The organism is Serinicoccus chungangensis, assembly GCF_001483745.1.
In the GTDB taxonomy this organism is placed as follows: Bacteria; Actinomycetota; Actinomycetes; order Actinomycetales; family Dermatophilaceae; genus Ornithinicoccus; species Ornithinicoccus chungangensis_A.
In genome coordinates this window covers 17,182-41,777 of the sequence record NZ_LQBL01000022.1, presented here as the reverse complement: position 1 = coordinate 41,777, position 24,596 = coordinate 17,182, and the positions used below count along the sequence as shown (strand labels likewise).

General features: G+C 73.7%; 20 protein-coding genes and 1 tRNA gene. 11 read left to right on the top strand and 10 right to left on the bottom strand.

The window, feature by feature from the left end; translation table 11 throughout:
- Positions 1 to 3: 3 nt before the first annotated feature.
- Together AVL62_RS05840 and AVL62_RS05835 are read right to left on the bottom strand one after the other, a co-directional pair.
- Positions 4 to 234, bottom strand: a complete 231-nt coding sequence (locus AVL62_RS05840; RefSeq protein WP_153011687.1) for a hypothetical protein — start codon at positions 232 to 234, stop codon at positions 4 to 6.
- Between the two features lie 81 nt (positions 235 to 315).
- A tRNA-Arg gene (locus AVL62_RS05835) sits at positions 316 to 388 on the bottom strand.
- A gap of 45 nt (positions 389 to 433) precedes the next feature.
- Here AVL62_RS05835 and tyrA point away from each other — a divergent pair.
- The 6 genes from tyrA to AVL62_RS05805 all read left to right on the top strand — a co-directional run bounded on the left by tyrA (position 434) and on the right by AVL62_RS05805 (position 8,501).
- Complete coding sequence (gene tyrA / locus AVL62_RS05830; protein WP_058890724.1) at positions 434 to 1,576, top strand: bifunctional chorismate mutase/prephenate dehydrogenase; 1,143 nt, start codon at positions 434 to 436, stop codon at positions 1,574 to 1,576.
- A gap of 58 nt (positions 1,577 to 1,634) precedes the next feature.
- Positions 1,635 to 3,335 carry a dynamin family protein gene (locus tag AVL62_RS05825; protein ID WP_058890723.1) on the top strand — a complete coding sequence of 567 codons (1,701 nt, stop codon included), beginning with the start codon at positions 1,635 to 1,637 and terminating at the stop codon, positions 3,333 to 3,335.
- Positions 3,332 to 4,969 carry a YfjP family GTPase gene (locus AVL62_RS05820; RefSeq protein ID WP_058890722.1) on the top strand — a complete coding sequence of 546 codons (1,638 nt, stop codon included), beginning with the start codon at positions 3,332 to 3,334 and terminating at the stop codon, positions 4,967 to 4,969. Before AVL62_RS05825 ends, AVL62_RS05820 begins: the two co-directional genes overlap by 4 nt.
- A 177-nt stretch (positions 4,970 to 5,146) precedes the next feature.
- A complete protein-coding gene (locus AVL62_RS05815) occupies positions 5,147 to 5,767 on the top strand; it encodes a single-stranded DNA-binding protein (RefSeq protein ID WP_058890721.1) in 621 nt (206 codons plus the stop codon).
- 59 nt (positions 5,768 to 5,826) lie between these two features.
- Entirely contained in the window at positions 5,827 to 7,509 is a 1,683-nt protein-coding gene (gene ettA, locus AVL62_RS05810; RefSeq protein ID WP_058890720.1) for an energy-dependent translational throttle protein EttA, read from the top strand.
- A gap of 5 nt (positions 7,510 to 7,514) precedes the next feature.
- Positions 7,515 to 8,501: a pseudouridine synthase gene (locus AVL62_RS05805; protein WP_058890719.1), complete on the top strand. Its 987-nt coding sequence runs from the start codon at positions 7,515 to 7,517 to the stop codon at positions 8,499 to 8,501.
- 8 nt (positions 8,502 to 8,509) lie between these two features.
- Here the strand turns inward: AVL62_RS05805 and AVL62_RS05800 are convergent, their stop codons facing one another.
- A complete protein-coding gene (locus AVL62_RS05800; RefSeq protein WP_058890718.1) occupies positions 8,510 to 8,701 on the bottom strand; it encodes a hypothetical protein in 192 nt (63 codons plus the stop codon).
- Between the two features lie 144 nt (positions 8,702 to 8,845).
- Between AVL62_RS05800 and AVL62_RS05795 the strand changes: the two genes are divergently transcribed.
- Positions 8,846 to 10,672, top strand: coding sequence for a glycoside hydrolase family 15 protein (locus AVL62_RS05795; RefSeq protein ID WP_058890717.1), 1,827 nt, complete (start codon positions 8,846 to 8,848; stop codon positions 10,670 to 10,672).
- 461 nt (positions 10,673 to 11,133) lie between these two features.
- Here the strand turns inward: AVL62_RS05795 and AVL62_RS05790 are convergent, their stop codons facing one another.
- The 3 genes from AVL62_RS05790 to AVL62_RS05780 all read right to left on the bottom strand — a co-directional run bounded on the left by AVL62_RS05790 (position 11,134) and on the right by AVL62_RS05780 (position 17,309).
- Complete coding sequence (locus AVL62_RS05790; RefSeq protein WP_058890716.1) at positions 11,134 to 15,072, bottom strand: cell wall-binding repeat-containing protein; 3,939 nt, start codon at positions 15,070 to 15,072, stop codon at positions 11,134 to 11,136.
- Between the two features lie 181 nt (positions 15,073 to 15,253).
- Positions 15,254 to 16,219: an acyl-CoA thioesterase gene (locus AVL62_RS05785; protein WP_058890929.1), complete on the bottom strand. Its 966-nt coding sequence runs from the start codon at positions 16,217 to 16,219 to the stop codon at positions 15,254 to 15,256.
- A gap of 19 nt (positions 16,220 to 16,238) precedes the next feature.
- Positions 16,239 to 17,309 (bottom strand): aldo/keto reductase, encoded by a 1,071-nt coding sequence (locus AVL62_RS05780; RefSeq protein WP_058890715.1) that lies wholly within the window; start codon positions 17,307 to 17,309, stop codon positions 16,239 to 16,241.
- Between the two features lie 84 nt (positions 17,310 to 17,393).
- Between AVL62_RS05780 and AVL62_RS05775 the strand changes: the two genes are divergently transcribed.
- On the top strand, positions 17,394 to 18,149 hold the full coding sequence (locus AVL62_RS05775; protein WP_058890714.1) for a hypothetical protein: 756 nt from the start codon (positions 17,394 to 17,396) through the stop codon (positions 18,147 to 18,149).
- A 186-nt stretch (positions 18,150 to 18,335) separates the two neighbouring features.
- Here AVL62_RS05775 and AVL62_RS05770 read toward each other — a convergent pair whose 3' ends face one another.
- From AVL62_RS05770 to AVL62_RS05760, 3 genes are read right to left on the bottom strand one after another with little or no spacing between them, the layout of a single operon-like run.
- On the bottom strand, positions 18,336 to 18,983 hold the full coding sequence (locus AVL62_RS05770; RefSeq protein ID WP_058890713.1) for a LutC/YkgG family protein: 648 nt from the start codon (positions 18,981 to 18,983) through the stop codon (positions 18,336 to 18,338).
- The gene (locus AVL62_RS05765; protein ID WP_083518736.1) at positions 18,980 to 20,527 is read right to left on the bottom strand and encodes a LutB/LldF family L-lactate oxidation iron-sulfur protein; all 1,548 of its coding nucleotides are present in this window, start codon (positions 20,525 to 20,527) and stop codon (positions 18,980 to 18,982) included. Before AVL62_RS05765 ends, AVL62_RS05770 begins: the two co-directional genes overlap by 4 nt.
- The gene (locus AVL62_RS05760; RefSeq protein WP_083518735.1) at positions 20,524 to 21,297 is read right to left on the bottom strand and encodes a (Fe-S)-binding protein; all 774 of its coding nucleotides are present in this window, start codon (positions 21,295 to 21,297) and stop codon (positions 20,524 to 20,526) included. Before AVL62_RS05760 ends, AVL62_RS05765 begins: the two co-directional genes overlap by 4 nt.
- 97 nt (positions 21,298 to 21,394) lie before the next feature.
- On the opposite strand from AVL62_RS05760, the gene AVL62_RS05755 reads away from it, so the two are divergent.
- Both AVL62_RS05755 and AVL62_RS05750 read left to right on the top strand, forming a co-directional pair.
- Complete coding sequence (locus tag AVL62_RS05755; RefSeq protein ID WP_058890712.1) at positions 21,395 to 21,880, top strand: acyl-CoA thioesterase; 486 nt, start codon at positions 21,395 to 21,397, stop codon at positions 21,878 to 21,880.
- Complete coding sequence (locus AVL62_RS05750; protein WP_058890711.1) at positions 21,877 to 22,533, top strand: hypothetical protein; 657 nt, start codon at positions 21,877 to 21,879, stop codon at positions 22,531 to 22,533. The genes AVL62_RS05755 and AVL62_RS05750 overlap by 4 nt, the downstream gene beginning before the upstream one ends.
- 71 nt (positions 22,534 to 22,604) lie before the next feature.
- On the opposite strand, the gene AVL62_RS05745 is transcribed toward AVL62_RS05750, so the two are convergent.
- A complete protein-coding gene (locus tag AVL62_RS05745) occupies positions 22,605 to 23,210 on the bottom strand; it encodes a winged helix-turn-helix domain-containing protein (RefSeq protein WP_058890710.1) in 606 nt (201 codons plus the stop codon).
- A gap of 58 nt (positions 23,211 to 23,268) precedes the next feature.
- Here AVL62_RS05745 and AVL62_RS05740 point away from each other — a divergent pair, with 58 nt between their 5' ends.
- On the top strand, positions 23,269 to 24,552 hold the full coding sequence (locus tag AVL62_RS05740; protein WP_058890709.1) for an MFS transporter: 1,284 nt from the start codon (positions 23,269 to 23,271) through the stop codon (positions 24,550 to 24,552).
- Positions 24,553 to 24,596 lie beyond the last annotated feature (44 nt).

Below are 24,596 nucleotides of genomic sequence, written 5' to 3'. Positions count from 1 at the left end.
CCCTCAGGCGTCCCGGGCCTCGACCTTGGGCTGGCTGATCTCGACGCCGGGGACCGAGAGCTCCTTGAGGGCCTTGGAGACGCCGGCCACCAGGCTGGAGGCGGCCCGCTCCTCCTCGCGGATGTCGTGGGGCGACAGGGAGTCCTCGGGGGTGTCCTGCTCGACCGACTCCACCAGGGCGTCCTCGTCGGTGATGTCGGCGTCCAGGGTGATGGTCAGGGTGTGCTTGGTCATGGCACCAGACTCGCCGATGTCGTCGCCGGGGGCGACCTGGACCTGCACCGGTGGCCCCGAGGTCCGGGAGGCACCGCCACGCGCCCCCGGCAGGACTCGAACCTGCAACCTACGGATTAGAAGGCCGGTGCTCTATCCATTGAGCTACGGGGGCCACGGCGTCCCAGTCTAGGACCCTGCTCCTCTAGGATCGGGCGCCATGACCACACCCTCGGGGGCGCAGGACCCGCTGGCCCGGTTGCGGACCGAGATCGACGACGTCGACGCCCAGGTGATGGAGCTGCTGGCCCGGCGCCTCGAGCTCGTCTCCCAGGTCGGGGAGGTCAAGGGGCGCCACGGCCTGCCGATCTACGACCCGGAGCGCGAGCGGGCCATGATCGCGACCAAGCGCGAGCGCGCGGCCGAGCGTGGGCTGTCGCCGGACCTCGTCGAGGACGTCCTGCGCCGGTGCATGCGCGAGGCATACACCCACGAGAAGAACATGGGCTTCACCCGCCAGGCGCCGGACCTCGGCCCCGTCGTGGTGGTCGGGGGCGGCGGCCGGATGGGCGCGTTGTGGGGCCGGATGTTCGCCCTGTCCGGGTATGCCGTGCGCGTCGTCGAGCGTGAGGACACCCCCGAGCAGGTGGCCGCCGCGGTCGAGGGTGCCGGGATGGTGCTCGTGTCCGTCCCCATCCACGACACCGTGCAGGTGGTGCGGGACCTGCCCGCGCTGCCGGAGGACTGCCTGCTGGTGGACCTCACCTCGACCAAGCGGGCCGTCATGCAGGCCATGATGAGCGCGCACCCCGGGCCGGTGCTCGGGCTGCACCCGATGTTCGGCCCCGACGTGGACAGCTTCGCCAAGCAGGTCGTCGCCGCGGTCCCGGGCCGGGACGCGGGGGCCAGCACCTGGCTGGTGGAGCAGATCCGGCTGTGGGGGGCTCGGGTGCACGAGGTCGACGCCGACGAGCACGACCACGCGATGGGACTCATCCAGGCGCTGCGCCACTTCTCGACCTTCGCCTACGGCTGGCACCTGGCCCACGAGGACCGCAACCTCGACACCCTGCTGGCCCTGTCCTCACCGATCTACCGGCTCGAGCTCATCATGGTCGGCCGGCTCTTCGCGCAGGACGCCGAGCTCTACTTCGACATCATCACCGGCTCCGCCGACGCGCTGGAGCTCATCGAGCGCTACCACGAGCGCTACGCCACGGCCATCGAGCTGCTCCGCACGGGTGACCGGGAGGCCTTCGTCCGCCAGTTCGGCGAGGTCGAGCAGTGGTTCGGCGAGCACGCCGGGCGCTTCCTCGGGGAGTCCAAGGCGCTGCTCGCGCACGCCGACGCCACCCGCGCCTGACCTGACCCCGGCGGCGGTTCGTCTTGGAGGTCGGCCCCGGGGCGTCCACACTAGGGCCGTGACCACCGACCCCGCCGCGCTGCTCGAGGCCGTCGAGCGGCTGCGGTCCTCCGCGGGGCAGGTGCGGCTGCCGCTGGAGGTCGAGGGGGCCGCGCAGGCGCGGACCGCGCGGCGCGAGCTCGAGCAGCAGCTCGACGACTACGTCCTGCCCCGGCTGCGCTCGCTCGACGCGCCCCTGCTGGCGGTCGTCGGCGGGTCCACCGGCGCCGGCAAGTCGACCCTGGTCAACTCCGTCGTGGGGCACGAGGTCAGCCGGGCGGGGGTCCTGCGCCCGACCACCCGCGCCTCGGTGCTGGTGCACCACCCGGACGACGCGCGGTGGTTCACCGGGACCCGGGTGCTGCCCGGGCTCGCCCGGGTCGGCGGGGACGCCGCCGGGGTCGAGGACCCGGGCGCCGTGCGGCTGGTGCCCACCCCCGAGCTGCCCGCCGGGCTCGCGCTGCTGGACGCCCCCGACATCGACTCGGTCGTGCAGGCCAACCGCCAGCTCTCCCGGCAGCTGCTCTCGGCCGCCGACCTGTGGGTCTTCGTCACGACCGCGGCCCGCTACGGCGACGCCGTGCCGTGGGACCTGCTCCGGGAGGCCAGCCAGCGCGGCACCTCGGTGGCGGTCGTGCTCAACCGGGTGCCGCCCGAGGCCCTCCAGCAGGTCCGGGTGCACCTGGCCTCGATGCTGCGGGACCAGGGGCTGGGGCAGTCCCCGATCTTCACCATCCCCGAGGACGAGCTGGACGGAGGCCGCATCCCGGACCGGCACGCCGCACGGGTGCGCGGGTGGCTGCACTCGCTCGCCCTGGACGCCCGCGCCCGAGCGGTGGTCATCAGGCGCACCCTCGACGGCACCCTCGGGTCGCTCGGCGGACGCGCCACCGCGCTCGCGAGCGCCGGACGCGAGCAGGTCGAGGCCTGGCAGGTCCTCGAGGAGGGGCCGCGGACGGCATACCAGGACGCGCTGGAGTCGGTCGGCCAGGGCGTGCAGGACGGCTCGCTGCTGCGGGGGGAGGTGCTCGCGCGCTGGCACGAGCTGGTCGGGACCGGGGAGTTCCTGCGCTCGGTCGAGGTGGGCGTGGGCCGGGTGCGCGACCGGGTGACTTCCTTCCTCACCGGCAAGGAGGTCTCCTCCGAGCCGCTGGGCGAGGCGCTGCAGAGCGGCGCCGCGGCCCTCATCACCTCGCACGGCCAGGTGGCCGCGAGCACGGCGGCGCGCTCCTGGAGGCAGGCGCCGGGCGGTCGGCCGCTGGTCGAGGCCCACCCCGAGCTGGGCCGGGCCACCCCCGACCTCTCCGAGCAGGTCGAGCGCCTCATCCGCGACTGGCAGCGGGACATCCTGGAGATGGTCCGGGAGGAGGCCGGGTCGCGGCGGACCACGGCGCGCTACCTCGCCTTCGGCGTCAACGGTCTGGGGGTGCTCCTCATGCTCGTCGTCTTCAGCGCCACCGCCTTCATCCCCACCGGTGCCGAGGTGGCCGTGGGTGCCGGGTCCGCCGTCCTGGCCCAGCGGCTGCTCGAGGCCGTCTTCGGCGACCAGGCCGTCCGCGCCATGGCGCTCAAGGCGCGCCGGTCGCTCCTGGGCCGGGTCGAGGAGCTGTATGCCGCGCAACGGTCCCGCTTCGACGCCGTGCTGCAGGAGGTGGCCGTGCCGCAGGACGCCCTGGACGAGCTGCAGTCGGCGGCCGCGTCCGTGGAGGGCGCCCGGTGAGCCGCCGGCGCGGGGAGCTCCCGCTGGACATCCCGCAGCGCTCGGCGCGGCTGGCCACGGCGCTGGACGTGGGAGCGGAGCAGCTGGAGCCCGGGAGCACCGGCGCCGCGCGGGAGGTGCTGGGGCGGGTCGACGAGCGGTGGGCCATCGCCGGTGGCCGGACCGTGGTCGCGCTCGCCGGCGCGACGGGGTCGGGCAAGTCCAGCCTCTTCAACGCGCTGGTGGGGGAGGACGTCTCGGCCATCAGCCCGCGGCGCCCGACGACGGCGGAGTCGGCGGCCGCCGTCTGGGGCGACGAGGACGCGGGGGAGCTGCTGGACTGGCTCGGCATCGCCCACCGGCACCACGTGGCGCCGGGCGAGGCCACCGGGGGGCTCGACGGGCTCGTGCTCGTGGACCTTCCCGACGTCGACTCCCGCGAGCTGCGGCACCGGGTCGAGGCCGACCGCATCCTGGAGCGCGCCGACGTCTTCGTCTGGGTCGCCGACCCGCAGAAGTATGCCGACGCCCGCCTGCACGACGACTACCTGCGGCCCCTGCGCCACCACGACGCGGTGATGCTCGTGGTGCTCAACCAGGTGGACCGGATCCGCGAGGAGGGCGGGGTCGAGCAGGTCGCCGCCGACCTGCGCCGGCTGGTGCAGGCCGACGGCGCCGGGGACCACGAGGTCGTGACGACGTCCGCGCGCACCCAGCACGGGGTGCCGGAGCTGGCCGCACGCATCGGCGCCGTGGTCGGGGCCCGCAACGCCGCCGAGGCCCGCCTCGCCGCCGACCTGCGCGCCGCGGCGACCCGCGTGCTCACCGACGGCACGGGGGAGCGGACCCCGGAGTTCGGGGAGCAGGCGGACCGGCAGCTGCACGAGGCCCTCACCGTCGCCGCGGGCGTGCCGGTGGTGCTGGACGCCGTGCACCACGACTACCGGCGGCGCGCGCACGCTCGGACGGGCTGGCCCTTCACCCGGTGGCTCGCCGGTCTGCGTCCCGACCCCCTGCGACGGCTGCGGCTGGGCGACGACACCGCCGGGCGGTCCGGCATCGCGCCCTCGGACGTGCGGTCGGTGCTCGGCCGCTCCTCGTTGCCGGGGCCGACCCCGGCGGCGCGCGCCACCGTGCAGCTCGCGACGCAGCAGCTGGGGGAGCGCACGGGCGAGGGCCTGCCCCAGCGCTGGGCCGACGCCGTGCTGGAGGCGGCGAGCCCGGGGGAGGACACCCTCTCGGACGCCCTCGACCAGGCCGTCGTCGGCGTGCCCCTGCGCACCCGCACCCCGCTGTGGTGGGGGGTGCTGGGGAGCCTGCAGCTGGTGCTCGCCGCCACCGCCGTCGCGGGGGCGCTGTGGCTGGCCACGCTCGTGGTGCTCGGCTGGCTGCAGCTGCCGGTCGAGGCGCCGTCCTGGGGCCCGGTGCCGATCCCGCTCGCCCTGCTCGTCGGCGGGGCGGGGGCCGGTCTGCTGCTCGCCCTGGTGGGGCGAGGGGCGGCGCGGGTCGGGGCGGCGCGGCGACGACGGCAGGTCCAGCACGCGCTCGACGAGGCGGTCGACGAGGTGTCCTTCCGGCACGTGCGCAAACCGGTCATGACCGTCCTGGACCGGCACGCGAAGACCCGGTCGCTGCTGGAGGAGGCGGCGGCCTGAGGGCTGTGGTCCCTCCGGCGTCGGGTCGCTCCTCGGCCCGCTGTCCACACCCTCGCCGCGCGACCGTCGTCGTCCACAGATCCGCCCCGGCCCGTGGTGCGGTCCTGGCCGGGCGCCCATCCTGGAGGCACGTCCACGAGCCCGTGGACACCCACACGTCCAGGAGGGGGACGCACCATGATGAACGAACCCACGATCACCCTGACCGGCAACCTGACCCGGGACCCGGAGCGCAAGACCAGCACCGCCAGCGGGAAGGACTTCGCGGTCGTGCCCATCGCGGTCAACCGGCGCCGCTTCGACGCGGCGCAGGGCGGCTGGATCACCTCGGACACGATGTTCATCGACCTGCTGTGCTTCCGGCACATCGGTGCCCTCGCGCTCGCGAGCTTCCGCAAGGGGGACCCGGTCGTGGCGCACGGCCGCCTGTCGCTGCGCGACTGGAAGACCGACACCGCGGCGGGCACGACGGCGGTGGTCGACGTGGACACCATCGGCCACGACGTCACCCGCGGCGTCAGCCGGTTCACCAAGGGCCGGGTCGGCTACGACGGCGACCGGCTCGACGAGCACGACCCCACGCCGCCGGGAGCCCTGGCCGGCGGGCTGGTCGATGCCGCCGAGGAGCGGACCGCGGCCGGCCATGAGGACGGCCTCGCCGGGGACCACCGGCGCGCCGGTGACGAGGCGGCGCCGGTCGGGGCGGGCTCCGGCCCGGACCTCGAGATCGAGGTCGACGACGACGGGGTGGTGGCCGACGACGCGCAGGCCGACGAGGTGCTGGCCCGCAGCGCGTGAGGCGAGGGCGGCGGGCCGGAGATTCGGAGTCGGCCCGCCCGCCCCGATACCCTGACGGCATGGCCGAATTCATCTACACCATGACCCGCGCGCGCAAGGCGCACGGCGACAAGGTGATCCTCGACGACGTGACGATGTCCTTCTACCCGGGCGCCAAGATCGGCGTCGTCGGGCCCAACGGCGCCGGCAAGTCGACGATCCTCAAGATCATGGCCGGGATGGACCAGCCGTCCAACGGTGAGGCCCGCCTGACCCCGGGCTACTCCGTGGGCATCCTGGAGCAGGAGCCCCCGCTCAACGAGGACAAGACCGTGCTCGGCAATGTCGAGGAGGGGCTCGGCGAGATCAAGCGCAAGGTCGACCGGTTCAACGAGATCTCCGAGGAGATGTCCGCCCCCGATGCCGACTTCGACGCCCTGATGGCCGAGATGGGCACCCTCCAGGAGGAGATCGACCACGCCGACGCGTGGAACCTGGACGCCCAGCTGGACCAGGCCATGGACGCCCTGCGGTGCCCCCCGGCCGACAGCGACGTGACCGTGCTCTCCGGTGGTGAGCGGCGCCGCGTCGCCCTGTGCAAGCTGCTGCTGTCCAAGCCGGACCTGCTGCTGCTCGACGAGCCCACCAACCACCTCGACGCCGAGTCGGTGCAGTGGCTGGAGCAGCACCTGGCCACCTACCCCGGCGCCGTCCTGGCCGTCACGCACGACCGGTACTTCCTCGACAACGTCGCGCAGTGGATCGCCGAGGTGGACCGCGGGCGGCTCTACCCCTACGAGGGCAACTACTCCACCTACCTGGAGAAGAAGCGCGAGCGCCTGGCGGTGCAGGGCAAGAAGGACGCCAAGCTCGCCAAGCGGCTGGAGAACGAGTTGGAGTGGGTGCGCTCCAACCCCAAGGCCAAGCAGACCAAGAACAAGGCCCGCCTGGCCCGCTACGAGGAGATGGCCGCCGAGGCCGAGCGGACCCGCAAGCTGGACTTCGAGGAGATCCAGATCCCGCCGGGGCCGCGCCTGGGCAGCCAGGTCATCGAGGTCAAGGACCTCACCAAGGGCTTCGGCGACCGCACCCTCATCGACGGCCTGTCCTTCACGCTGCCGCGCAACGGCATCGTCGGGGTCATCGGCCCGAACGGCGTCGGCAAGACGACGCTGTTCAAGACCATCGTCGGGCTCGAGGAGCCGGACGGCGGCGAGGTCAAGGTCGGGGACACGGTCGAGATCTCCTACGTCGACCAGTCCCGCGGCGGCATCGCGGCGGACAAGTCCCTGTGGGAGGTCGTCTCCGACGGGCTGGACTTCATCCAGGTCGGCCAGGTCGAGATCCCCAGCCGCGCCTACGTGAGCCAGTTCGGCTTCAAGGGCCCGGACCAGCAGAAGAAGGCCGGCGTCCTCTCCGGCGGGGAGCGCAACCGGCTCAACCTGGCGCTGACCCTCAAGGAGGGCGGCAACCTGCTGCTGCTCGACGAGCCGACCAACGACCTCGACGTCGAGACCCTCGGCAGCCTCGAGAACGCCCTGCTGAACTTCCCCGGCTGCGCCGTGGTCATCAGCCACGACAGGTGGTTCCTCGACCGCGTGGCCACCCACATCCTGGCCTACGAGGGCACCGAGTCCGAGCCGGCGAACTGGTACTGGTTCGAGGGCAACTTCGGGGCCTACGAGGAGAACAAGGTGGAGCGGCTGGGCGCCGAGGCAGCCCGCCCGCACCGGGTGACCTACCGCCGGCTCACCCGCGACTGAGGGGGATGCCGCGTCGTCCCCGTCCCGAGGCGCCCCTCCCGCCGCGGGACGGACTGGGGCCGGCGCGGGTGCGGATGCCGGTCGGGGCGACCGACCCCGGGGGCCGGCCCTGGGGCCGCGTCGTCGACTTCCTCGTCCACGTGACCGGCGACCCGGTGGGGATCGGCCGACGGCTCACCGAGGGTGAGATCGCCCTCGGCGACGGCAGCACGGTGACGGCGGCGACGGCATACCGTCCGGGGAGTGTGGTGTACCTCTACCGCGACCTCCCGGTCGAGGTGCCGGTGCCCTTCGAGGTGGACGTGCTGCTCCACGACGAGGACACCGGGCTCCTCGTCGTGGACAAGCCGCCCTTCCTCGCGACCGCACCGCGTGGTGGGCACGTGGCGCAGACGGTGCTCGTCCGGCTGCGGCGGGCCCTCGACCTGCCCGAGCTCGCCCCGGCCCACCGGCTGGACCGGCTGACGAGCGGGGTGCTCCTGCTCACCACCCGCCGGGCCGCGCGGGGTGCCTACCAGACGATGGTGCAGGAGGGCGGGCTGTCCAAGACCTACGAGGCGGTCGCGCCGGTGCGTCCTGACCTCGTGCTGCCCACCACGGTCGTGGACCGGATCGTCAAGGCGCGGGGTGATCTCACGGCTCGCGTGGTGCCCGGGACGCCCAACGCGCGCACCCGGGTCGAGCTCGTCGGGGAGCGGGAGGGGCTCGGGCGCTACCGCCTCACCCCCACCACCGGACGCACCCACCAGCTGCGCGTGCACCTCGCCGGTTTGGGCGTCCCGATCGTCAACGACCCGCTCTACCCGGAGGTGCGCGAGGTCGACCCCACGGACTTCGGCTCCCCGCTGCAGCTGCTCGCCCGGCAGGTCCGCTTCCGTGACCCGGTGAGCGGCGAGGAGCGGGTGGTCACCTCGCGGCGCACGCTCCCGATCCTCGGGGCGCCCGCCACCGAGGGGCCGTCCGACCGGACGGAGGGGGCCACCGGGGCCTGAGCCCTCGCTCAGCCGCGTCGACCGAGCAGGCCGAGCAGGGGCGAGCCGGCGCCGAGCAGGAAGCCCAGGTCGTACCAGTTGCCCGCGCGGTCCGTGTTGTAGAAGGGGAACTGCTCCCAGGCCCCGAAGACGTGGGCGATGAGCACCACCCAGGCGGTGAGCCCGTTCCACATCCCCCACAGCAGGTCGTTCCACCACATACCGGTGATCCTCTCGTCCGTCGCGCCAGGCGGCGCCACGGAGCCGCCGCCCCACCATGGTGCACCGTGGACCTGTGGCTGCCATGTGTGTGCCTGTCGGTGCCGGCCGGGGCGGCCGGTGTCCCACCTGACAGACTTCCGGGTATGCCTGCCGCCACCGAGCCGACCGCTGACGTCCCCATCGGCCACTACGCCGTCGTCGGCGACATGCGCACCGCCGCGCTCATCTCGCCGGAGGGCAGCGTCGACTGGTTGTGCCTGCCGCGCTTCGACTCGCCGTCCGTCTTCGCCTCCCTGCTCGGGACCGAGCAGGACGGCCGGTGGCTGGTCCGGGTCGTCGAGGGCGAGGTGGAGTCACGCGACTACGTGGAGGGCACCTTCGTCTTCCGCACCGTCTGGCGCGGCCCGGAGGGCACCGCCGAGGTGATCACCTTCATGCCGCCGGGGGACGGCCGTTCCGACATCGTGCGGCAGGTGCGGTGCACCTCCGGCGTCGTCGAGGTGGAGCACGAGCTCATCATGCGCTTCGACTACGCGACCCTGCGCCCGTGGGTGCACCGGACGCGCGTCGAGGAGGACGGCGGCGAGGAGGTCCTCACCGCCGTCGGCGGCCCCTCCCGGCTGGTCCTGCACGGTCCGCTGCCCGAGCCCGTCCCCGAGGAGGACGCCCACCGGGGGCGGCACCGGCTGGCGGAGGGGGACGAGCTGTGCTGGGTGCTCACCGGGCAGGAGTCGTGGCGACCCCTCCCCTCCCTCATCGACCCCAAGGCGCTGCTGCAGGAGACCGTCGACGACTGGCGGGCCTGGAGCGAGCGCATCCAGGCGGAGGGGCCGTGGGCCCGCCAGATCACCCGGAGCCTGACCGTGCTGCGCGCGCTCACCCACGCCGACACCGGCGGCATCGTCGCCGCCGCCACGACGTCGCTGCCGGAGGACCCGGGCGGTGAGCGCAACTGGGACTACCGCTACACCTGGCTGCGGGACTCAGCGCTCACCCTCCAGGCGATGCTGAGCCACGGCCTGGACGGCGGGGCCGAGGCCTGGCGGGACTGGCTGCTGCGCGCGATCGCGGGCCACTCCAATCAGCTGCGCATCATGTATGGCCTGGGCGGTGAACGAGACCTCACCGAGCGCGAGCTGCCGCACCTGCGCGGGTATGCCGGGTCCCGCCCCGTCCGCATCGGCAACGGTGCGGCCGACCAGTACCAGGCGGACGTCATCGGCGAGGTCATGCTCGCGCTGGCGGACCTGCGCGACAGCGGCATCGACGAGAACCGGTACAGCTGGGGCATCCAGCGGATGATGCTGGAGACCCAGGCCGAGCGGCTCTCGGAGCCCGACCACGGCATCTGGGAGATGCGCGGGGACAAGCACTTCTTCACCCACGGCCGGGTGATGATCTGGGCGGCCTTCGACCAGGGGGTGCGCGCGGCGGAGGAGTGCGGGCTGCCCGGCGACGTGGACCACTGGCGCGAGCTGCGCGACCGGATGCGGACCGAGATCGAGGAGCGCGGGGTCGGCCCGGACGGCGCCTTCCGCCAGACCTACGCCAACGACGAGGTGGACGCGTCCTTGCTGCAGATCCCGCACACGGGCTTCTGCGACTACGACGACCCCCGCATGCTGGCCACCGTGCGGCGGCTCGAGGAGGACCTCGTCGACGACGCCGGTTTCCTGCACCGCTACCGCATGCACGAGTCGGACAACATGGACGGCCTGGAGGGCGGGGAGGCGACCTTCTTCATCTGCACCTTCTGGCTGGTGGAGCAGTATGCCCGCAGCGGCCGGGTCGAGCAGGCGGAGGCGCTCATGCAGGCCTGCGTCGACGCGGGGCAGCCTTTGGACCTGCTGGCCGAGGAGTACGACCCGGCCTCGCGCCGCATGCTCGGCAACTACCCGCAGGCGTTCAGCCACCTGGGCCTGGTCCGGGCCGCCGACGCCATCGCGCACGTCCGCGCGCAGACCACCTGACCCTGCTGCGGAGGCAGCGCGCGGCACCTGACCCTGCTCGTCCGCAGCGTGCGCGACGGCGGCGTGGTCTCTCCGGGTCCTCCTCCCCGCCGCCCATCTCGCACCGGACGCGTAGTCAGGTTGAACCAGACGCGTAGTCAGGTTGAACCAGACGCCTGGTTAGGTTGAACCGGACGTGTCGTAAGCCTGCACCGCGCGTGCGGTCGGCCCATGCCAGTCACGTGAGGGGGAGGTGCCGGACTCATCGCGCCGCCGATAGACGCTGTGGCCTTGCCCTGCGCTGACCGCGCGTCCTGTGCGGGCTGAGGGCGCGTCCGGTGTCGTCTGGCCGCGCGTTCGGTGCAGGGGAAGGGGAGCGGAGGGAGGGGGAGGGGGGAGGGTATGCGTCGGGCCCGTCCCCTCCGGAGAGGGGACGGGCCCGGTGCTCAGGGTGGGTGGGCCTCAGCCCGCCCGCCCGTGGGTCACGGCGTGTTGACCGAGACCAGGGTGTAGGCGACCTCCTCGGTGCCGTCGCTGTAGCCGATCGCACCCATGTAGCGGGTGGCGGCCTCCAGCCCGGTCCAGGCGGCGGTCAGGTCCAGCGGCGTGCCGGCGACCACCGTCACCGGGGACGGCGTGACCGACATGTTGCCCTCGTCCGCGGACGGCGTGAAGACGTGCAGCGGACCGTTGGCGGTGTCACCCGCGGCGCCGTCCCAGTAGTCGATCGCGACGAGGTAGTCGCCCGGGGCGGGCGCCACCACGGTGACCGACTCGTCCGAGCCGCCGGCGGCCGACTGGCCGATGACGGTGCCGTCGGCGGTCGCGAGGTAGAGGTCGAGGTCGAGCCCGTCCGGGGCCCACTCCGACTCCACGACCTCGACCCGGATGCCCGTGGTGCCCTCGGGCACCGTGACCGGCACGACCGCGTCCGCGATACCCGCGCCACCGCTGGGGCCGTCCGAGGTGACCTCGACGTCGGTGACGTCCGAGGCCACGAGGCCGTGCGGCACCGAGGTGAGCTCACCGGTGAAGCCCGGGGTGACCTCGAAGGTCGCCGAGCCCTCGGTGGTGTCGCCGCGGATCTCCTCCGGCGCGCCCATCGCCACCGGCTGGATCGCCAGCGGGCTGGTCACGTCGGCGCCGGGCCCGGTCCAGGTGAGCGACCCGAAGGTCCACTCGTCCAGGGTCGCACCCGCGGTGGTGAAGGAGACCGTGAAGGTCGCCGTGCCACCGGGCTCCACGGTGACCGTGGAGGGCTCGACGACCACGTCGACGCCCGGGGGCGCCTCGACCTCGGCGGTGAACGTGCCACCGTCGCCCGTCGCGTCGGTCACCGTGCGGGTGACGGTCTGCGCCCCACCCAGGTCACCGATCGAGATGCTCGGGTAGTTGAGGTCGCTCGCGTCGGTCTCGTCGATGCTGGCGCAGTATGCCGCTCCGCCGACCAGCTGCAGCTGGCCGATGGCGCAGGCGTAGGCCAGCCAGTCCTCGGCGCCGGAGTCGTAGACCAGCGGGGTGTCGTAGGCGGCACCCGGCTCGACCTCACCGGACCCGTAGTGGAGCGGGCTCGCCGGCGCGCCGGCGTAGGTGATGAGCTCACCCTCGGTGTTGGTCGGGTCGGCCGTCGTCATCATGGCGGACTTGACGCCCATCGGGCCCCACTCCGGGTTGTCCTGCATCATCAGCGCGGCCAGGCCGGCGATGTGCGGGGCGGACATGGAGGTGCCGGAGAGGCTGTTGAAGTTGGCGCCACCGGAACCGGCCGGGGAGACCGCGGCGATGACGTCGACACCGGGGGCGGTGATGTCCGGCTTGAGCAGGTCCCCGCCACCGGCGGTCGCCGGGCCGTAGGAGCTGAAGCCGGCCATCTCCGGGTAGGTGATCTCCGGGCCCTCACCGGAGGCCGAGATGGTGGCCATCGGGTCGGGGTCGGAGGCCTCGTACTCCTTGATCGCGTCACCGGCGGTGCCGTTGACGTGGATCGAGGGCACCGAGTGGAAGTCGCCGTTGAGCGACTCGCCGTCGTTGTTGTTGGCCAGGATCATGCCGACACCGCCGGCGGCCTCGACCGTCTCGCTCTTCTCCGTCCGGGCGTTGGTGCCCCGGGTGCAGATGACGATGTGGTCGGCGGCCTCGGCCGCGTCGAGCGACCCGGGCAGGCAGAGCTCGGCATCGGCGGCGGTCGCGCCAGCGGCCGGGATGTCGACGGAGTTGACCAGCGGGGCCGGGCCCACGCCGTCACCGGCGCTGATGCCGGCATAGGTCGCGTCCTCGCCGAACAGCGCCTCGATCTGCAGCTGGACGTCCTCGTTGAGGGCGCCCTCACCGCCGAGGATGACGGCGGACTCGGGGGCCAGGGCCACCATGCCGTCGAGCACGACCTCGGGCACCCCGTCGGGGCGGCTCAGCATGACGGGCACGCCCTGGTAGCCGGCCAGCGCCGACCCCGCGAGGGCGTCCGGGTAGTCGCGACCGGTGGCCGTGTGCACGACCGGGGCCGGGTTCTCGTCGCTGAAGCCGAACTGCTCGGCGACGGCGACGGACGTGCCGTAGCGGTTCGTCCCGGAGAGCCGGGCGCTCGCGCCCAGGTCCTCGTAGACGTCCTCGCTCACCGCGACCTCACCACCGATGACGTGGATCTCGGGGTCGCCCATGGCGGCCAGCGCGTCACTGACGGCGCTCGGGACCATGTCGGTCTTGGTGAGCAGCACGGGCACGCCCTCGCTGCCGGCGAGCGCCGAGCCGGACAGCGCGTCCGGGAAGGCCTCGTCCTGACCGGTGGCGACGTAGACGTGGTCCACCTCGCCGTACTGCAGCGCGACGAGCGCGGCGGTCTCGTAGCGGTCGGCACCCGCGACGCGGGTCACCGTGCCGTAGCCCTCCAGCTCCTCCACGACGTCGTCGGAGACGGCGACCTCGCCGCCGAGCACGACGATGTTGTCGGGGTCGATCGACTCCAGCGCGTCCATCGTGGCGCCCGGGATCTCGTCCACCTTGGTGAGCAGCACCGGGGCGGGCGAGCCGTCGGGGGTGACGGCCGGCTGGTCGAGACCGGCTGCGGGCACGAGGCCCTGCGAGGCGGCCGCGGCGCCGGACAGCGCGTCGGCGAACTGGTTGCCGGTGGCGATGTAGACGGTGTCGACACCCTCCGGGTAGGCCGCGGCGATCTGGGCCGCGGTGTCGTAGCGGTTGGTGCCGGAGATGCGGTCGACCGGGGGACCGTCGCCCAGCTCGACCTCGGCCGAGTTGGTGCGGTCGTGCGTGGAGGCGGCGACCGTCATGGTCCACGGCGAGTTGTGCGCCACCGAGCTCTCGCCGATCGTGTCGCCGCTGTTGCCCGCGGAGGTCGACACGAAGACGCCGGCGTCCGCGGCGTCGAAGAAGGCGAGCTCGTCCGGGGTCACCACGAACTGCGAGGAGCCGGAGACCGAGTAGTTGATGACGTCCACGCCGTCGGCGACGGCGTCGTCGATGGCGGCCACGAGGCCACCGGTCGTGCCGGAGCCGCCGCCGTCCTCGGTCGCCCAGAGCGCCTTGTAGAAGGCGAGGTGGGCGGCCGGCGCCATACCGCTGCCGACGCCCAGGTCGTCGCCCATGAAGTCCATGGGGACGCCGACGTTGCCGGCCGAGGTGCCGCCGACGTGGCTGCCGTGCCCGTCGGTGTCGCGGGGCGACTGGAAGTCGAAGGCGGTGTTGTTGCCCTCGGGGTAGTAGCGGGCGCCGATGACCTTGCTGTTGCAGGTCACGTTGCCGTCCGGGTCGGCGTCCTCTCCCTCGACGCACTCGCCCTGCCAGCCCTCCGGCGCGGCGGGGTCGCCCGGCAGCGCGGCGAAGCTGGGGTTCTCCGGCCAGAAGCCGGTGTCGATGATGCCGACGACCATGCCCGCACCCGCGTCGGCGTCGCCGCCGAACTGTGTGTTCCAGACGCCGTCCTCGCCGGTCAGGCCCAGGTAGTCGGGGGTGGTGACGGTGTCGGTGGTCCGGATCTCGTCCTCCCACACCGCGGCGACGTTCGGGTCCTTGCGCAGGGCGGACACCTGGGAGCCGGTCAGCTCGGCGGTGAAGCCGTTGAACGTCGTCGAGTAGGTGTAGACGGTGTCGGCCCGGTCCAGGCCGACGGAGTCGAGCACGGCGTTCTGCTGCCGGTCGAGGTATGCGGTGTACTCCTCGGCGGCGGCGCTCGTGGTGCTGAGCTTCTCCCCCTCGGCGGGCTTGGTCGCGGGGATGCCGCTGACGCCGCCCTCGTAGGCGGCCAGCGAGCTGTCCGCGAGCATGACGATGTAGGTCCCGTCCTCGTTGACCGTGATCTCCGGGTTCGCCCATGCTGCGGGGGCGACCAGGGCCAGCGGTGCGACGACGGCCCCTGCGCCGGCGAGCGCCAGCAGGCGCGTCCTCCGGCGAGCAGATGGCTGGTGCACAGTGTGTCCTTTGCTTGGAACGGTGGGACGCCGCCGCTGGACAGCCCGTCTCCGTCGACGAGCCGCGTGATCCCCAGAGGTGACCCTTGGCAGTATCGTCCGGGGTTCCCAGGGTGTCTACAGCGAGATGGTGCAGGGATCCCGTCGTGACCGGATCGTTACCCTGACGCAGCGTCAGTGCTCAGTGGTCCGCGGACCCCTTGAGCCGCACCATGCCCTCCTGCCCGACGGTCGCGAGCAGCGTCCCGTCGGCGGCGAACATGTGCCCCGTCCCCAACCCCCGACCGGACTGCGCGGACGGCGAGCTCTGGGTGTAGAGCACCCAGTCGTCGACCCGGGCCGGGCGGTGGAACCACATGGAGTGGTCCAGGCTGGCCGGGCGGAGCCGGGGGTCGCCCCAGCCGATGCCGTGCCGGCGCAGGATGGGCTCGAGCAGCGTGTAGTCCGAGGCGTAGGCCAGGATGGCGGCGTGCAGCAGCGGGTCGTCCGGCAGCTCACGGGCGATCCGCAGCCAGACCGACTGCTCGCTGGCTCCGGGCTCACCCGGGCCGAGGAGCAGCGGGTCGACGTGCCGCAGCTCCACGGGCCTGCGGCGGGCCGTCTCCTGCGCCACCGGGTGCGGCACGTGCTCGAGGATCTCCCGGTCCGAGCGCAGCGTGTCCGGGGCGGGCGCCGCCGGCATGGGGATCTGGTGCTCCAGCCCGCCGGAGACCTCCTGGAAGGACATGATGATCGACATGAGGATGCGGCCGTCCTGCACGGCGTGCACCCGACGGGCGCTGAAGCTGCGACCGTCCCGCATCCGCTCCACGAGGAAGCGCAGCGGGCGGTTGGCGTCGCCCGCCCGCAGGAAGTAGCCGTGCATCGAGTGGATGGGTCGGGCGAGCGGCTCGGGGTCCGACCCGTCCTCGACCGGGTCCACCGTGCGCCCGGCTGCGACGAGGCACTGCGCCAGCACCTGCCCGCCGAAGACCCGGCCGTGGGGCATCGGCTGGCTGCGACCGGCGAAGACGTCGCCCTGGGAGTCGGCCAGGTCCTCGCCGGTGCCCTCGGGGGAGGCCACCCGGATGGTGGTGGACCCCTCACGGCGCAGGTCGAGCACGTCGAGCAGGTCGTCGATCGGGTAGTCCAGCGGCACGTCGGTCACGACCACGCAGCCTAGTGACTCACTCGATCTGCGCGGACGGCGCCCAGATGTCCACGCCCTCGGTGTGACCGGAGAGCCGGTCGATCTCGGCCAGCTCGTCGTCGGTGAAGTCGGTGCGGTGGGCGGCGGCGAGGTTGTCCTCGAGCTGCTCGATGCTCGACACCCCGATGAGCGTGGACGTCACCCCGCCGGGGCGGATGGCCCAGGACAGCGCCATCTGCGCCAGGCTCTGGCCCCGCCCCTCGGCGACCTCCGCCAGCCCGCGCAGCCGCTCCCGGTTGGCGTCGGTGAGCACGCTGGCGTCGAAGGAGGGCCGGGCGGTCGCCCGCTCGGCGTCGTCGCGGTCGAGGTACTTGTCGGTGAGCAGGCCCTGGGCCAGCGCGGTGAAGCCGATCGAGCCCATGCCGTGCCCCGGCAGCGCCTCGAGCAGGCCGTCCTCGACCCAGCGGTTGAGCATGTTGTAGGCCGGCTGGTGGATGACGAGCGGGGTGCCCAGCTCCCTGGCCACGGCGACCGCCTCGGCGGTGCGCTCCGGGGAGTAGCTGGAGATGCCGGCATACAGCGCCTTGCCCTGGCGGACCGCGGTGTCGAGCGCCCCCACGGTCTCGGCGACGGGCGTCCCCTCGTCCGCGCGGTGGGAGTAGAAGATGTCGACGTGGTCGACGCACATGCGCTGCAGCGACTCCTCGAGGCTCGCCAGGAGGTACTTCCGCGAGCCGAGCATGCCGTAGGGGCCGGGCCACATGTCCCAGCCCGCCTTGGTGGAGAGCACCATCTCGTGACGGTAGGGAGCGAAGTCGGTGCGCATCATCCGCCCGAAGTTCTCCTCGGCGGAGCCGTAGGGCGGGCCGTAGTTGTTGGCGAGGTCGAAGTGGGTGATGCCCTCGTCGAAGGAGCGCCGCAGGATGGCCCGCTGGGTGTCGAACGGGCGGTTGTCGCCGAAGTTGTACCAGAGGCCGAGCGAGAGCGGCGGCAGCAGCAGCCCGCTGTCCCCGACGCGGCGGTAGTCCAGCTTCTGGTGCCGGTCGGGGGCCGCGACGTAGGGCCGGTGGGTCTCGGGGACGTCCTGGGCGTAGTAGGCATCGGTCATGGAGCTCACGCTACGCGCGGGCACCCGGTGCGTCGTCACGGCCCGCGCCCAGGTCGGGGTCAGCCGCGCCTGGGACCATGGGGTATGCCGCAGCGCCCGACCCCCGCGCCCGCTCGCGGCGGGTCGCGGCGTGGGGTCGTCGTCGTGCTCGTCCTCCTCGCTGCCCTGGTGGGCGCGGTGCTGGCGCAGCCGCTCATGCGGTCGGTCGGTGCCTGGGTGGCGGCGGCGGGGGCGCCCTGCGGGGTCGTGGTCGACGGGCAGCGGGTGCCGCTGGAGCGGGACCACGCGCGGGCGGCCACCGCGGAGGCGGCCCGCTCGCTGGGTGGGCCGGGTGCGGGCGGGGGTGCCGCGGTGCCGGAGCTGCCCGAGGGGGTCGTCGAGGCCGTGCTCGCCGCGCGCGCCGACACGGCCCTGACCTGCCGGGTGCCGGTGGCCGAGCCGGCCGTCGAGGCGGAGACGTCGTCCGGGCTGACGCCGCGGGCGCAGGCGGTGCTCGACGCGGTGCGCACCGAGGTGGGTGAGCTCCCCGTCGGCGGGTTCGCCCCCGGGGGCGTGGACTCCGGGCACGGTGAGGAGTCGACGCACTACGAGGGCCGTGCGGTGGACTACTTCTTCCGGCCGGTGACCGAGGACAGCCTCGACGACGGGTGGGTGCTGAGCCAGTGGTTGGTGGCCCACGCCGACGAGCTGACCGTGCAGTACGTCATCTTCGACGACCACTACTGGGGCGTGCGGGGGTCCGCCCGGGGTTGGCAGGACTACCGCGCGCCGGGTGGCTCCGACGACCCGGTCCTGCGCCACCTCGACCACGTGCACGTGGACGTGCTGCGCGGGGAGTGACCCGGGCGGGGCAGGCATACCCGGTGGTCCCGCGACCTGAGCAGAGAAAGACCTCCGGAGCAGGCCCTGTACCCCCTGCCTGAGGAGGGTTTCTCTGCTCAGGTTCTGTATGGAGCGGGTGCGGGTGTGCGGGGCGTGCTGGGTATGCGGTTGTGCGGGCGTGCGGTTGTGCGGGCGTGCGGTGGCTCAGCAGACGACGATGACGTCGAGGGTGCGGGGGCCGTGCACGCCCTCGACGCGGTCCAGCTCGATGTCGCTGGTGGCGCTGGGGCCGCTGACCCAGGTCAGGGGGCGCGCCGGGTCGAGCAGCGCCACCGCGTCGGGCACGTCGTGCACCACCTGGTCGGCGCGGACGACGCAGACGTGCTGGTCCGGCACGAGGGTGAGCGCGCGCCGGCCCTGGTCGGGGGCGTGGTCCAGGACGATGGTGCCGGTCGTGGCGACGGCCACCCGCGCCCCGGTGACCACGGCGTCGATCCCGTCCAGCTCGTGCGCGGTGAGCGGGCCGCCGTCCTCGACCTCGTCGGTCCGCAGCCGCAGGCCGGCGTCCCGCGCCCGCGCCACCCAGGAGGTGTCGAGCCCGGGCGGGATGAGGACGGTGTGCGCCCGCGCGCGCACCAGCGCTGCCGCCACCTCGGCCCCGACCTGCTGCGGCGTGCACCGCACGACGCTGGCGCGGTAGTCAGTCACGGTCGCGACGAACAGCTCCAGGGTGTCCTGCGCCGCCGCGGCGCTCGCGGCGATGACCGGCACCGGGCCGCGCTCCCCGGGCCGCGAGGTGACGTCCGCCGTCGCGAGGCGCAGGCGGGCCAGGATCTCCTCGCGGCTGCTCACGACCCCTCCTGCCGGGTATGCGGCCCCGCACCGCCGAGGTCCTGCTCCTCGACGACCGGCTGGCCGCGGGCGTCGTCGAGGTCACCCTCGTCGTCGCCGTGCGTCCGCGCCCACCACTGCCGGAAGGTCTCCGTGGGCGGGGTGGGGAGGTCGCGGGCCTGGGTCCAGGCGCCGAGCCCGGGCAACGAGCGGATCGTGCGGTCGCCGAGCAGCCGGCCGCCCAGGGTGGCCGCCCGCTGGGCGGCCTCCAAACGCCGGTGGTCGCCGAACATCCAGGCGGCGGCCTTCATCGACGCCGCCTCGGCCGACCGCCCAGAGGCCTCGTCGACGACCTGGGTGCGCAGCCGCACGAGGAGCGAGGGGATGTCGATGCGCACGGGGCAGGCCTCGAAGCAGGCGCCGCACAGGCTGCTGGCGTAGGGCAGGCTCTGGTCGACCTCCGAGGAGGTGCCGCGCAGCAGCGGGTTGAGCACGGCCCCGATGGGGCCGGGGTAGACCGAGCCGTAGGCGTGCCCGCCCGCCCGCTCGTAGACCGGGCACACGTTGAGGCAGGCCGAGCAGCGGATGCACCGCAGCGCCTCCCGGCCCGCCTCGTCGGCCAGCACCCGGCTCCGGCCGTTGTCGAGCAGCACGACGTGGACCTCCTGCGGTCCGTCCCCGGGGGTCACGCCGGTCCACATCGAGGTGTAGGGGTTCATCCGCTCGCCGGTGCTGGAGCGGGGCAGCAGCTGCAGCATGGTGGCGAGGTCGGCGAAGGTCGGCAGCACCTTCTCGATCCCGACCACGGTGATGAGCGTCTCGGGCAGGGTGAGGCACATGCGCCCGTTGCCCTCGGACTCCACGACGACCAGCGTCCCGGTGTCGGCGATGGCGAAGTTGGCGCCGGTGACCGCGACCCTGGCCCGGAGGAACTTCTCCCGCAGGTGCAGCCGCGCCGCCTCCGCCAGCCGGGCCGGCTCGTCGGTGAGGTCGGCCGGCGCGGGCCGCCCCACCGCGCCCATGCGCCGCGCGAAGATGTCCCGGATCTCGGCCCGGTTGCGGTGGATGGCGGGCACGAGGATGTGGCTCGGCCGGTCCTCGCCGAGCTGCACGATGAGCTCGGCGAGGTCGGTCTCCCAGGCCGCGATGCCGGCCTCCTCGAGCGCCTCGTTGAGCTCGATCTCCTGGGTGGCCATGGACTTGACCTTGACCACCTCGTCGGTGCCCTTCGCCTTCGCCAGGTCGACCACGACCTGGTTGGCCTCGGCGGCGTCCCGGGCCCAGTGCACCGTGGCGCCGCGGGCGGTGAGGGCGGCCTCCAGCTGCTCGAGGTAGTGGGGCAGGTGGTGCAGGGCCTCGTCCTTGGCGCCCGCCCCGGCCACGCGCAGCTCCTCCCACCCCTCGACCTCGGCGACGGCGCCCGCCCGCTTGGCCCGGATGGTCGCCGTCGCGTGCGCCAGGTTGCGCCGCTGCTGCGTGTCGCCGAGGGCGACCTTCGCCGCGCGCTGGAACGACGGCATACCGAGGAAGGTGGGGGAGGTGTCCTGCGCCGGGAGGTCGGTCATGCCGGCACCTCCTGCGTCGAGGCGAGCACCTGCGCCAGGTGCACCGTGCGGACCCCGGAGCGCTGCCGGTCCAGCACCCCGCCGATGTGCGCGAGGCAGGAGTTGTCGCCGGCCACCACGACCTCCGCCCCCGTCTCCCGCACGTGCCGCGCCTTGTCCGCGCCCATGGCGATCGAGGTGTCGGCGTTCTTCAGGGCGAAGGTCCCGCCGAAGCCGCAGCACTCCTGCGCGGCGGGCAGGTCCACGAGGTCGATGCCCCGGACCGCGCGCAGCAGCCGCAGCGGTTTGTCGCCGACCCCGAGCATCCGCAGGCTGTGGCAGGTGGGGTGGTAGGTCACCCGGTGCGGGTAGTAGGCGCCGACGTCGGTGACGCCGAGGACGTCGACGAGCAGCTCGGACAGCTCCAGCACCCGAGGTGCGAGCGCGCGCACCTCGCGCTCCAGCCCGGGGTCGCCGGCCCGGCGGGCCAGCACGGCGTGCTGCTCGCGGACCGACCCGACGCACGAGCCGCTCGGCGAGACCACGTGGTCCGCGCCGGCGAAGACGTCGACGAAGCGGCGCACGAGGGGGGTGGCCTCGTCGGCGTACCCGGTGTTGGTGAACATCTGCCCGCAGCACGTCTGCTCGCGCGGGAAGACCACCCGGCAACCGAGCCGCTCCAGCAGGGTGACGACCGCGCGGGGAGCCTGCGGCCACATCGTGTCGTTGAAGCAGGTCGCGAAGAGCGCCACCGTGGGGCGCGCCGCCCGCGGCTGGGCCGACCCGGTCACGGAGCCTCCTCCCGCTGCGTGGTGCTGGTGCTGAGCCCAACCTACCGCTGCCGGTGGGGCTTCGCCCGAGCGGCGCGGCGGCAGACACAATGGCGGCATGAGCTTCTCCCTGCCCGACGTCCCCGAGGTCGCCTCGACCTTCGACATCACCGTCCGCTGGTCCGACCTGGACGCCTACGCGCACGTCAACAACGTCCAGTACCTCCGGCTCTTCGAGGAGGCGCGCGTCTACGCGTTCAAGGCGTGGTTCGGGCAGGGCCGCGACCTCATCGACGAGGGCATGCTCGTGGTGTCCCAGGCCATCGACTACCTCCTGCCGATGTCCTTCGCGTACGCCCCGGCGCGCGTGGCGGTGTGGTGCGGCGGGGTCGGTGGCGCCTCCTTCGAGCTGGGGTATGCCGTGGCCGGCCCGGTCGGCGACGACACCGTCTACGCCCGTGGCCGGGTCAGCCTCGTCGCCTACGACCTGCGCGAGCAGCGGCCGCGGCGGCTGGGCGCGGAGGAGCGCGAGGCGCTCGCCGCCGTGACCGGGCCGCCGCCGGTGCTGCGCGGGGACGCCGGGCGCGGCCGGGGGTCGCGGTGACCGGGACGCCGAGCCTGTCCCTGGCCGACGGCGAGTCGGTCGCCGACCTGGCCACCCTGGTGCGCCGGGCGGCGCGGCTCGACGAGGACGGGGCGATCCGGCTGCAGGCGGCCGGCGGCGTCCTCGCGGCGTGGGTCTGCGTCCTGCCCGGGTCCGGGCTGCTGCGCAGCGGGCTGACCCTCGGGCTGCGGACCATGGCGCTCGCGCCGGGCGGCGAGCCGTGGGACGTCACCGTGCCCCTCGCGGGGCTGACCGACCGGTTCGCGCGGCGGGCGGCGAACGGGGACAGCTCGACGACGCTGCCCGTCCCCCCGACCACCCTCGCCCCGCCGTGGGCCGCGCAGTCCCCGCCGCGCGGGGGCTGGGAGCCGCGCGGCGGCATACCGGCCGGGCAGCTGGTCGCGGCCGCGCGCTCGGGGATCGCCGAGGTCGCCACCGGTGCCCCGGAGGGGTCCGGCTCCGCGGCGGTCGAGGCGCTGCGGGCGCGGGTCTGGGAGCGGCCCGTCGAGGGCACCGAGGTGCCGGCCGGGGCGGGCCTCGCCGTCCACGCCCTCGGCTTCCTGCGGCCGGGGGACGAGCAGGTCGCGGTGCACCGCAACGGGTCGTGGCTGCGGGTCTCCACCGCCGTCGGCCACGTGGTGCTGCGTCCCTGAGGAGGCGGTGGGGCAGCGCCGGTGACGTGGTGCCGTGGTGCGGCCCGCCCCCTGGTCCGGGAGCTCCGTCGTCACCAGCCCTGCGCGTCGGCGCCCTCCGGGCCGGCCCGGTCCTCCCGCGCCGTGCCGGGCAGGGCACTCCTGTCCGGGTGCAGCGCGAGGAAGAGCGACCACGGCTCGGCGGCGGGGTCGCGGGCCCGGTCGTGGAACTCGTCGACGAGCTCGGCCAGCCGGGTCCGGAACTCCTCGAGCTGCTCCGGGGGCAGGCGCAGCCCGAGCCGGGTCATGGTGACGTCCGCGCGGTCGGCCGGCACCTCGGCGATCTCCGCGACGAAGGCGTCCAGCATGCCCTTGGTGGTGACGGGGGTGCGGGCGTACCAGGAGCGGCCGGTGGCGCGGTAGGGGATCTCGCGGGCGCCGCGGCGGCCTCGGCGGGGCTCCAGCGCCTCGAGGAAGCCGGTGTCGACCAGGGTGCGCACGTGGTGCAGGACCGTCGCCGGGTTGAGGCCCAGGGCGTCGGCGAGCTCGCGGTTGGTCAGCGGCTGGTCCAGCGCCAGGCGCAGGATGCGCAGCCGCACCCCCGAGGCCAGCGCCCGGGCCTCGGCGTCGCTGGCCTCGAACCCGCCGTCGTGCGGGTCGCCCGTCCCGGGCTGGGACGATGACGGGTCGTGGTGCATACCCCCATCCTGGCAAAGTGATTGACAGAACTCAATCACTTGGCGCAGGATCGATCCCGTGACCACCTCGCGCCCCGCCAGCCTCTGGCGCCACCACGACTTCCGTCAGCTCTGGATGGGCGACACGGTGTCGGTCTTCGGCGCGCAGTTCGTCGGGTTCGCGATGCCGCTCATGGCCGTGCAGCTGCTGGGTGCCGACGCCTTCCAGATGGGGCTGCTGGCGACCCTGGAGTCGCTGGCCTTCCTGCTCATCGGGCTGCCGGCGGGCGCCTGGGTGGACCGCTGGCGCAAGAGGACCGTGCTCGTCCTCGGTGACATCGGACGGGCGCTGCTCCTGCTCACCCTGCCGGCCGCCTGGCTGCTGGACGTCCTGACGATGACCCAGCTCTACGTCGTCGCCGTGGGGGTCGGGGTCATCACCGTCTTCTTCGACGTGGCCAACCAGTCCTACCTGCCCGAGCTGGTCGAGGGCGAGCAGATCTCGGACGGCAACGGCAAGCTGCAGGCCAGCCAGCAGACCGCCATGGTCGTCGGGCCCGCGGCGGCCGCCGCCATGGTGCGGCTGCTCGGCTCCCCGCTGACCATCGCGGTGACCAGCGTCTGCATGGGCCTGTCCTCGCTCTTCGTGAGCCGCATCCGGCACCGGGAGCAGGCGCCCGACCCCGCCGCCCGCCGTCCCCTGGTCACCGAGATCCGCGAGGGTCTGTCCTTCGTGCTCTCCCACCCGCTGCTGCGCCGCATCGTGGCCTGCACCGGCCTGAGCAACCTCGCCTCCTCGGGCGTCTTCGCCCTCTTCGTCCTGTATGCCCTCACCACCCTCGACCTCGCCGAGACCACCCTGGGGCTGGTCCTGTCGCTGGGGGCGGTCGGCGGTCTGCTCGGTGCGGTCACCTCCGGCTGGTTCGGCCGGTGGGTGGGTGAGGGCCGCGCCATCCCCATCGCCGCCGTGCTCTCCGGCCTGGCGATGCTCACCGTGCCGCTCGCCTCGGTCCTGCCGGCCGTGCCGACCCTGCTGGTCGGCAACCTGCTCATCTCCTGGGGCGTCGTGGTCTACAACATCGCCCAGGTGAGCTTCCGCCAGCGGCTGTGCCCCAAGCCGCTGCTGGGCCGGATGAACGCCTCCATCCGCTTCCTCGTCTGGGGCCCCATGCCGATCGGGGCCTTCCTCGGCGGCGTGGCCGGCCAGCAGCTCGGCCTGGTGCCGACCCTCTGGGGCCTGGCCACCCTGTCCGTCCTCGCGGCGCTCCCGGTCCTGGTCTCCCCGCTCGTCGGCATGCGCGAGCTGCCCCGCGAGCTCGACGCGCTGGCCGGGGGCGCTGACCGGGCTCCCGCGCAGGACTGACGACGGCGCCGCGGTGACGACGCCGGCGCGGGCGAGGACCGGCA